Below are 9,805 nucleotides of genomic sequence, written 5' to 3'. Positions count from 1 at the left end.
TAATTTTAAAGTTAGCTTGCCATCTCTTGCGCTATCTTCTACAGCGGCTAGATTTATATCGTTTAATCTAGTAAATGTAGAGCGTCTATAATTTAACGTTACATCATTGCAACCTCTTAAATCGACAGCATATTCAGTTGCTGAGTTTCCACCACCTACTACAATGATTTTTTCACCGCAATTACAATTATTTAAATTATAATTTACAACTTGAATTAATGAAGGTGGAATCTTATAATCTGGTTTATTTGGTTTACCCATTCTACCTATACCAACCATTACATTTTTAGCCTTATACACGCCTTTGGCTGTAGTTACAATTAGTAGATCACCATCTTTTTTTACACTTTCAACCTCAGCATTAAAAATTGCTTCAATATCGCCATCATCAAGCAATTTATCAAAATAATTTAATGTGCTCTCTTTTGTTCCATCAAAAAACTCCACACAGCCTCTTGTCTCACTCTCTAAACCTTTATAAACCTTATCTACACGCTTACCATCTTTGTAGAATTTGCGAATTGTTTGAGAGTGATTATCGCCTTTTTCTAAAAGAAGAACATTTTTAAATCCTGCTTTTTTAGCCTCAACTACTGAAGCAATACCAAAAGGACCACCGCCAATGACTACCACATCATATAAATTTTCCATATTTTTCTCCATTTATTATATTTTTAAAACATAAAATATTAAATATATCTAAATTCAACTTAAATTACTATTGATTTTTAAAAGTAAATTATTAGATAAATTCAAAATATATTTTAATAAAATAAATATAATATAATTTAAAGATTAAACATATAAATGGTATAATTTAGCAAAAAAGGAAAAAAATGTTAAAAAACCTCACCTTTCTTATCATTTCATTGATGTTAGCTGGTTGCTGGGGAAAAAGCTCACTTCATTCAGATGCCAATCTTAAAAACGAATTATTAGCCTATACGCAAAAACACAACTCTGCTGAAATATTACTAGTTGCTACCTACTTAAATCCAATATATCAAGGAGAATTAACTACTGATATGCAAGATTTTGATACCTTTATAGTATCAATATATCCACAAAATTTAACCCCAAAATCTGTAACTATAAATTCAATTGATGCTACACTAACTAAACTAGAAAAAGATGATAAACTCTCTACTCTAGTCTCAATGACCATACCTTGGAGTAATTATTATAAAGCCACTATTCCAACTCAAAAATCAAATATCCTAAGCGTAAATATCACTCTAGATAACAACACTACAGCTACGCTAAATTTTCAAAAAGTCGCCCGCTCACTCTACTGGCATACTAGATAAATTTATTAATTTAAAACTAAAAACCAAACAAAGGCAAGCCTAAAAGCTTACCTTTGGCCTAAATCCATCGCTTAACTCAGGGATTAAAACATTATCAAAAAAGTGCGATATCTTGGTACTTTTACCAAGAGCAGCAAGATATATTATATAATTAGCTAAAACCTTTTTACCATAAATCCTACTCTCAGCATACGGTACTAAATCCATAGATAAAAATGGTTCAAATTTACTATACTCTCCCTTACGCTCAAATAGATCCCCACGCAGCAGCATTCGCTTTGTAAATCCAATCCCGCCATTATATGCGTATGCAATAAATAGTGGATTGTAAAGATATTTTTCTAGATAATCTAGATGAAAATTTGCAAATTTATAAGCAATTTGCAGCTTAAACATATCATCAATATCAAATTTATTCATTTCAAGTTTAGCGGCGATATCTTTAGCTAAAAACGGCATAAACTGCATCATTCCAAGCGCATATGATGTAGAAATTGCACTAGGTACAAACCTACTTTCTTGCCTAGCAAGTGCCAAAATCAGTGCTTGCCGCCTGATATCTTTTGTGCCAATGTATTCCATAAATGGCATCGGATAGAAGTGAATTTTATGATTATGCGCTCTTTCCATTATATAGCTATACTCACCTAAGGTGCTTTGAGTATAAAACCTTGATGCATATGAGATTAGCTCAGAGCTTGGCATTTTAGCTACTTTCTCTCTTGTGCGTTGCCATGTAAATGGGTCGGTATAATCATATTTTAATAACTCTTTTGTAGCTGGCCTTGGTACTGCTATTTTAATCTTTTCACCACTAGTAAATTCTCTAGCATATAGGTTATAAATATTTATATCGGCACTTTTAGCAATCTGTTCTAAAATATTCTCATCTTTAGTAATTAGATATATCCAAAAATTAGCATTATCTTTATTGCTAGCAAATTTGGATTTTGTAGCAGCTACTTTAAAAAACTCCACTGCCCTACTCTCATTATGCAATAAAATCGCATTCAACCCAAATATAAATGCCATGTCGCTATTGAGTAGCTCAGCACTAACTCCTAATAAACTACTACGAAATTTGGCATTTTTTTTATTAATTACAGAGTCTTGAACAATTGATTTAAATTGCCAATGATTTAGGCTATTTGTGATTAATTTTACACTTGGAATGTGAGTATTTAAAAACTCTTCTTTATTTTTAGCCGCTGCGTAGTGCCTAAAATATCCAACCGGATCACCAACTGCTATATAATAAGCTAGTGGGTCTGCTGTATTAAATCCTTGAATATAATTTACAAATTTAGAACCACTAGCTTTTAAGCGTGTTACTAAATCCACCCTTTGACTAGGCATTAAAGAGTTTATAAATCCAGCACTTATAACCATATTTTGACATGTCCAATTAGCAGTATGAATATTGCTAAAATTATATTTAGAACAATCAGCCACTTTCTCTTTTATAGGGCCAATTTTCTTATCAAAAAGCGCTTTAATGCTACCTTGATAGCGAAAAATCTGCCCTTGCAATTTCTTTAGTTGAGCCTTGCTAGCCTTTTTTTCATTGGCAAATCTATATATATAATAATCCTTAGCCAATCCTTTTGGTGCAACTTTTAACTTCTCATAGCTTGGCACACCAGCCAAAAGCGGAATAGCTAGAAAAGTTAAAAATAGACTAAATTTGATAAGCAAGCCCACGAAGCAATCCTAATACAAATCTATTTATAAACTCCAAAGCAATCAGTATAATAATTGGCGCTATATCAATTCCACCAAATACTGTTGGAATCTTAAGTTTTCTAATTAATCCATATGCTGGTGCCGTTAGACGGTAAAGTAGCTGCACAATTGGATTAAATGGATCTGGCCTTACCCAGCTTACAAGCGCTGCAGCTATAATCATAAACGTATAAGCCCTTATAATAATTTCTAAAATATCAACTACTGATATAATAAAATGAGATACAATTGTCATTTAGATACGATCTCCTTGATATCTGATTTGATTAATGGATATAAATCCTTAAGCTCTGGACCGTGCTCAGCTCCAGTCAAAAGCAATCTAAGCGGCATAAATAAGGCTTTGCCTTTTAAATTTGTCTCATCAGCAATTACAATTTTTAACTCCTCAAATGTATGAGGAATTTGCATATTTAAGATTACTTTGCGAATCTCATCAGCCTCTTTTTGCCACTGCTGTGGGATAATTTTTGGAGCGTTAATAGCCTCAATCTTGGCTATTATCTCAGGGATTAGGCTGCTTTCTTGAGTATAAAATCTAGCTAAATCTGGCGAACTAAATCCAAGCTCAACTAATCTATCATCACTAGCAAGCTTTATATGTTCGCGGTTAATTTGAGCTAATTTTTCTTCGCTAAATTTAGCTGGAGAGCGTGAAATATTGGATATATCAAACCAACTAGCTGCTTGTTCTAAAGTAAAAATCTCGCATGGAGTTTTATTGCCAATTAATATTAAATAATTAGCAATAGCCTCAGGCATATAGCCCTTTTGCAAAAGATAACTAACAGATGAGCTATTATCTCTTTTGCTCATCTTTTTACCATCCATATTTAAGATTATAGGTAGGTGAGCATAGCTAATCTCTTGAGTATACCCTAAAGCTTCTCTAATTAAATTTTGTTTTGGTGTATTACTTACATGATCTTCACCTCTTATAATCATTGTAACACCTTCAAGCATATCATCAATAGCACAAGCAAAATTATATGTTGGCGTCTTATCAGCTCTTAATAGTACAAAGCTATCTATATTTTCTGGTTCAAATACTATCTCACCTTTAATTTTATCAGTAAATTTTTGCGTAGTTTTTGGCGCTTTTAACCTTAAGGCTGCTGGACGAGGATTATTTAACACCTCATCATCGCTTAAATTTTCACAACTTCCATCATATCTATATGCTATACCTTTTTTAGCCGCCTCTTCTCTTTTAGCTTCTAATGTTTCATCATCGCAAAAGCATAAAAATGCCTTTTTATCAATCAATAATCTAGCAGCAAATTCTTGATGAAATTTAAGATTTTTACTTTGGTAATATAGAGTATCCCACTTTATACCAAACTTCCTTAAAATCTCCATTATTTGCTCATCTTTGCCCTCTATATTTCTTTCTTTATCAGTATCTTCGATACGCAATACAAACCCGCTTTTATCTTGAAGTGAAGCTATATAGTTAAATATTGCAACTCTTAAATTTCCAATATGCATATCACCAGTTGGTGATGGCGCAAAACGATACATAATTTAATCCTTAAAATTTAATTTTATACTCTATAGGATCGGTTTTTCCGTTCCCTTTAAATCCCTTAAGCCTTAAAAGGCAACTATCACACTCGCCACAAGCTATATCGCCATTTTCATAACAGCTCCAAGTATTAGCCAAGTCCACACCTAGCTCATAAGCTGTTGAGACAATTTGATCCTTTGAAAGTCCAATAAGCGGCGCTCTAAAAGCAAGCTCACACCCAGTACCTAAATTTACCGCCCTATTCATCGCTTCTAAAAACTCGATTCTACAATCAGGATATCCGCTTCCATCTACTTCAACTAAGCCAATATATATAGCCTCACACTGTTTAACTTGAGCAATACTTGCAGCAATGGATAGAAAAACTCCATTTCTAAAAGCAACATATGTGGCTGGCAATGGCTCGCTCCCTAAAGAATTTTTTGGGATTTTAATATTTGTATCAGTGAGTGCATTACCACCTATATTGGCTATAAAACTAGCATCAATTATAAATTTATCCACTACCCCAAGACTACTAGCAATCTTTTCAAAGCACTCACGCTCCTTATCCATTGTCCTTTGACCATAGTCAAAATGCAACGCTACAATCTCATAGCCTTCGCTTTTAGCAATGCTTGCAGCTACTGCACTATCCATTCCACCACTAATTATACACAGAGCTTTTCTCATATCTCTTTAGCCATAATATCTTCTACTAGAGCAATTACTCCATTTTGAATTTCTTGCATATTTTCTAGTGAATTTGCCTCAAATCTTGTAACTATCACTGGCGTAGTATTTGACGCTCTTACTAGCCCCCAGCCATTTTGGAATTTAATCCTAACCCCATCTATATCAATAATATCAATAATTTTTGGAAGTCCATTATCTGCCTGATTTAGTCTAACTTTTAAAGCTTCTATTATCTTAAATTTAGACTCTTCATTGGTTTTAATCTTCATCTCATCAGTTGAGTATAGCTTAGGCAATTTATCTAGCTCACTATCTAAATCAAATCCATTAGCTACAAGCTCAAGAACTCTTATCATTGCATATACTGCATCATCAAAACCAAAAAATCTCTCTTTAAAGAATATATGCCCACTAACCTCAGCAGCCATATCTATATTTAACTCTTTCATAGCTTTTTTAATGTTGCTATGACCGGTTTTACCCATAAAGCTTTTACCGATTTTATCGATTTCATCATACATATTTTGACTACATTTAACCTCGCCTAAAACCCTTGGATTTTTCATATTCTTAGCATATAAATAGGCTAAATCATCGCCTTTAATGCTTCTTTTTGGTGTAAGAACTGCTATTCTATCAGCATCACCATCAAAGCCAAACCCCAAATCATAGCCATTATTTAAAGCCTCTTTTAACTCTTTTATATTCTCTTCTTCGCTTGGGTCTGGATGGTGATTTGGAAACTCTCCATCTGGCTTAGGATATAATACATTAAACTCTAGTCCTAGTGCTTTTGCAATTGGTTCAAGAGTTATACCAGCTACACCATTACCAGCATCGCAGATGATTTTTGTTTTTAATCCTTTAAGGTGAGCAAACTCTTTAGCATAAAAATCCACATATGAACTTAAAATATCAAATTTAACCGCTCTAAAATCATCTTTTACCGCCTCGCCACTAGCGATAAATTCATTTACAGCAACTCTTAAAGCTTGTAAATCATCACCAAAATAGCTATCTTTTTTAATAGTAATTTTAAATCCATTATACTCTTTTGGATTATGGCTACCTGTAATCATTACATTTGCATCAAATTTATCAGTAAAAACACTAAAATACCCCACAGGCGTAGGAAGCATTCCAATATCATAAACATCTAATTTAGCAGCATTTAATCCACTAACTAAATAATTAAAAAGATTAGGCGCTGATGTTCTAGCATCATATCCTACGCTTACACTCTTTACTCCACGCTCTTTCATCACATTGCCAAGGCATATTCCTATTGCTTTGACGCTTTGTTCATTTAGATCTTTTTGATAAATTCCTCTTATATCGTACTCTCTAAATATTGTATCAAACATATCCTAGCCCTTATTATAATTATAAGCCAATAATTCTAGCCAAATTTTTATAATCATTAGTTTAAATTTTATAAAATTTAATTACGCATTTAATAGCCATTTTGTCTTTTTTAGCTATAATCACGCTTATGAAAAAGATAAAAATAAACTCAATAATCAAAGAAGTAAATTCTGATAATTTACAAGACTTAAGACTTGAATTAGGCATTAGTGATGATATAATCACCATTTATAAAGGTTTTGCTACAAATGAAAATCTAAAACTAAATGATAATGATAGTGTTATATTTATCAAAAAGGGTCAAATACCAAAAAATGAGTGCCTAAAAGAGATGATGGCAGCTAGAAATAGCCCAGAGGTAAATAACGCACTAAATAACGCAAAAGTAGGAGTAGCAGGCCTTGGTGGATTAGGCAGTAGTGTTGCTATTGCACTAGCAAGAGTAGGAGTGAGTTATTTAAAATTAGTTGATTTTGATACTGTTGATCCATCAAATTTAAATCGCCAACAGTACTTCATAGAAGATATTGGAAAATATAAAACCCAAGCCTTAGCAGATATAATCGCTAAAATAAATCCATTTGTCACTATAGAGATAGAGACGATAAAACTTGATGAAAATAATGTAAATTCAGTATTTAATAGCTGTGATATAGTGGCTGAATGCTTTGATAATCCTCGCGCTAAAGCAATGCTAATAAATAATCTAAAAAATAAAACTATAGTAGCAGCTAGTGGTATGGCAGGATATGGCAGAAGCGATGAGATAAAGACCATTCAAATGGCTAAAAATCTATACATATGTGGAGATTTAAAGAGTGCTGCTAGTATAGGAAATGGCCTTATGGCACCACGTGTAGGAATTTGCGCTATGCATCAAGCTAATCAAATTTTAGATATTTTAATAAAGAAAGTAGAAAATAATGGATAAATTAAATTTAGGCGGAAGGCTATTTGATTCTAGATTTATAATGGGAAGTGGCAAGTTTGACCCTGAGCTAATATCAGCTTGTATAGATGAGGCTAAAACTCAAATCATCACTCTAGCAATAAGAAGGGTAAATCAAGACCAAAACGCTAGTATAACTAAATTCATACCAAAAAATATCACCCTACTACCAAATACAAGTGGTGCAAGAGATGCTAATGAAGCCCTAAGAATTGCTCGCCTTGGTAAAGAGCTAGGATGTGGGGATATGATCAAAATAGAAGTAATTAGAGATAGTAAATTTTTGCTTCCAGATAATTATGAAACATTAAAAGCTATAGAGTTATTAGCCAGTGATGGATTTATCCCACTAGCTTATATGATGCCTGATCTTGTAGCTGCTCGTGATATGGTAAATGCTGGAGCAGCAGCTATAATGCCTCTAGCTGCGCCAATAGGCTCAAATAAAGGCCTAAGCAATAAAGATATGATTCAAATTCTAATAGATGAGATCGAACTACCTATAATAGTAGATGCAGGAATTGGCCGCCCTAGCCAAGCATGCGAGGCAATGGAGATGGGTTGCGCTGCAGTGATGGCAAATACCGCAATTGCAACCGCAGGAGATATAAGAGTTATGGCTAGAGCCTTTGGCAAGGCCGTAGAGGCTGGACGAGATGCATATCTAGCTAGACTTGGTAGAGTACAAAATAAAGCAAGTGCTAGCTCACCATTAACTGGCTTTTTAGGACAGTAGATGAAATTTATACAAAAAACAGATCCGATGGAGTATCTAGAAGGCCAAGAGCAAATAAATAGCGATATAATGCAAAGAGTGCTTACAGCCGCTAATGATGTGGAATTTGATAAATTTAGTGCTACTGATGTAGAACGAGCACTATCTAAAGATAATCTAAGCTTAAATGACCTTCAAGCATTACTAAGCCCAGTAGCTACAAACTATCTTGAAGAGATGGTGGCTAAAGCTAAGGCTACCAAAGAGAGATATTTTGGTAAAAATATATATCTATTTACACCTCAATATATAGCCAATCACTGTGATAATAACTGCGTTTATTGCGGATTTAATGTTAATAACGATATAAAAAGAGCTCAGCTTGATGAAGATGATATAATCAAAGAGCTAGAAAATATAGCCAAAACTGGACTAAAAGAGATCCTAATCCTAACAGGAGAATCTCAAACTAAAACCCCGCTAAGCTACATTGCAAAAGCTTGCAAGCTTGCTAAGAGATATTTTGATATAGTTGGAGTTGAAATATATCCACTAAATAGCGATGAATATGCTATTTTGCATGCTAGTGGTGTTGATTTTGTCACTGTATTTCAAGAGACATATAACCCAATAAAATATGGCAAAATTCACCTAGGTGGTAATAAGCGTGTATTTCCATATAGATTTAACGCTCAAGAAAGAGCATTAATAGGCGGAATGCGTGGTGTAGCTTTTGGAGCGCTTCTTGGGATTGATGATTGGAGATGTGATGCGATGTGTACAGCATTACACGCTAGTTTGATACAAGCTAAATATCCTCACGCTGAGATCTCTATCTCAGTCCCACGCCTTAGACCAATTATTAATAATAATCGTATAAACCCACGTGATGTAACTGAGCGCGCACTACTTCAAGTAATTGCTGCATATAGGCTATTTTTACCATATGCTAATATTACGCTAAGTAGCCGTGAAAGTGTATATTTTAGAGATAATGCTATGGCTTTAGGAATTACTAAAGTCTCAGCTGGAGTAAGCGTAGGAATCGGAGAGCATGGCGGCAAAGATGATGAGGATAAGGGTGATGGACAGTTTCAAATCAGCGATAGCAGAGATGTAGAACAGATGAAAAATGCTATTAAAAACGCCGGATTAACACCGGTAATGAGTGATTATATATACACAGGAGAATAAGATGAATAACGACCCAGTTTTAGGTGGTAGCCAATGCCCTTTTAGCGCAATGATAGCTAAAATTAAAGCAATTTTTAGAAAAATATTTAAACAAGGTTAAATATTTTAACTTAAACTTTTAACCAATCATTACTAGCTAATCTATTAGCTAGTAATATTTTAAATAATATCAAGATTGATTTAATTTTTGATAAACTATTAAAAATTTATTACAACTTATAAAATATCGTTTATTATAAATTTCTACCAAAACTTTGGAACACCATTTGCTTAGGGCTTTTATAACTTAATAATATTTCTATAAAAGGACTTATAATGGGTTTTAGAAT

General features: G+C 33.4%; 10 protein-coding genes. 4 read left to right on the top strand and 6 right to left on the bottom strand.

What is annotated here, in order from left to right; genetic code table 11:
- Positions 1–651: NAD(P)-binding domain-containing protein (locus J6V67_RS07075; RefSeq protein ID WP_291860758.1), on the bottom strand; the 651-nt coding region annotated here is incomplete at its 3' end.
- Positions 652–836: 185 nt separating this feature from the next.
- On the opposite strand from J6V67_RS07075, the gene J6V67_RS07070 reads away from it, so the two are divergent.
- On the top strand, positions 837–1,307 hold the full coding sequence (locus J6V67_RS07070; protein WP_291860754.1) for a hypothetical protein: 471 nt from the start codon (positions 837–839) through the stop codon (positions 1,305–1,307).
- 39 nt (positions 1,308–1,346) lie between these two features.
- On the opposite strand, the gene J6V67_RS07065 is transcribed toward J6V67_RS07070, so the two are convergent.
- The 5 genes from J6V67_RS07065 to J6V67_RS07045 are packed head-to-tail and all read right to left on the bottom strand — an operon-like array spanning position 1,347 to position 6,617.
- On the bottom strand, positions 1,347–3,008 hold the full coding sequence (locus tag J6V67_RS07065) for a lytic transglycosylase domain-containing protein (RefSeq protein WP_291860751.1): 1,662 nt from the start codon (positions 3,006–3,008) through the stop codon (positions 1,347–1,349).
- Positions 2,986–3,285 carry a YggT family protein gene (locus tag J6V67_RS07060; protein WP_291860748.1) on the bottom strand — a complete coding sequence of 100 codons (300 nt, stop codon included), beginning with the start codon at positions 3,283–3,285 and terminating at the stop codon, positions 2,986–2,988. Before J6V67_RS07060 ends, J6V67_RS07065 begins: the two co-directional genes overlap by 23 nt.
- On the bottom strand, positions 3,282–4,571 hold the full coding sequence (gene gltX / locus J6V67_RS07055; protein WP_291860745.1) for a glutamate--tRNA ligase: 1,290 nt from the start codon (positions 4,569–4,571) through the stop codon (positions 3,282–3,284). Before gltX ends, J6V67_RS07060 begins: the two co-directional genes overlap by 4 nt.
- Before the next feature lie 10 nt (positions 4,572–4,581).
- Positions 4,582–5,250, bottom strand: coding sequence for a 7-cyano-7-deazaguanine synthase QueC (gene queC / locus J6V67_RS07050; RefSeq protein ID WP_291860741.1), 669 nt, complete (start codon positions 5,248–5,250; stop codon positions 4,582–4,584).
- Positions 5,247–6,617, bottom strand: a complete 1,371-nt coding sequence (locus tag J6V67_RS07045; RefSeq protein ID WP_291860738.1) for a phosphomannomutase/phosphoglucomutase — start codon at positions 6,615–6,617, stop codon at positions 5,247–5,249. The genes queC and J6V67_RS07045 overlap by 4 nt, the downstream gene beginning before the upstream one ends.
- A 128-nt stretch (positions 6,618–6,745) precedes the next feature.
- On the opposite strand from J6V67_RS07045, the gene thiF reads away from it, so the two are divergent.
- From thiF to thiH, 3 genes are read left to right on the top strand one after another with little or no spacing between them, the layout of a single operon-like run.
- Positions 6,746–7,549: a sulfur carrier protein ThiS adenylyltransferase ThiF gene (gene thiF, locus J6V67_RS07040; protein ID WP_291860736.1), complete on the top strand. Its 804-nt coding sequence runs from the start codon at positions 6,746–6,748 to the stop codon at positions 7,547–7,549.
- The gene (locus J6V67_RS07035; protein ID WP_291860735.1) at positions 7,542–8,303 is read left to right on the top strand and encodes a thiazole synthase; all 762 of its coding nucleotides are present in this window, start codon (positions 7,542–7,544) and stop codon (positions 8,301–8,303) included. The genes thiF and J6V67_RS07035 overlap by 8 nt, the downstream gene beginning before the upstream one ends.
- A complete protein-coding gene (gene thiH, locus J6V67_RS07030; RefSeq protein ID WP_291860733.1) occupies positions 8,304–9,476 on the top strand; it encodes a 2-iminoacetate synthase ThiH in 1,173 nt (390 codons plus the stop codon). It begins immediately after the preceding gene.
- Positions 9,477–9,805: the final 329 nt, after the last annotated feature.

Origin of the sequence: Campylobacter sp. (genome assembly GCF_017646085.1) — a bacterium.
Classification (GTDB): Bacteria; Campylobacterota; Campylobacteria; order Campylobacterales; family Campylobacteraceae; genus Campylobacter.
The sequence above is the reverse complement of the archived record's forward strand: the minus strand, read 5'-3'. Positions and strand labels throughout refer to the sequence as shown.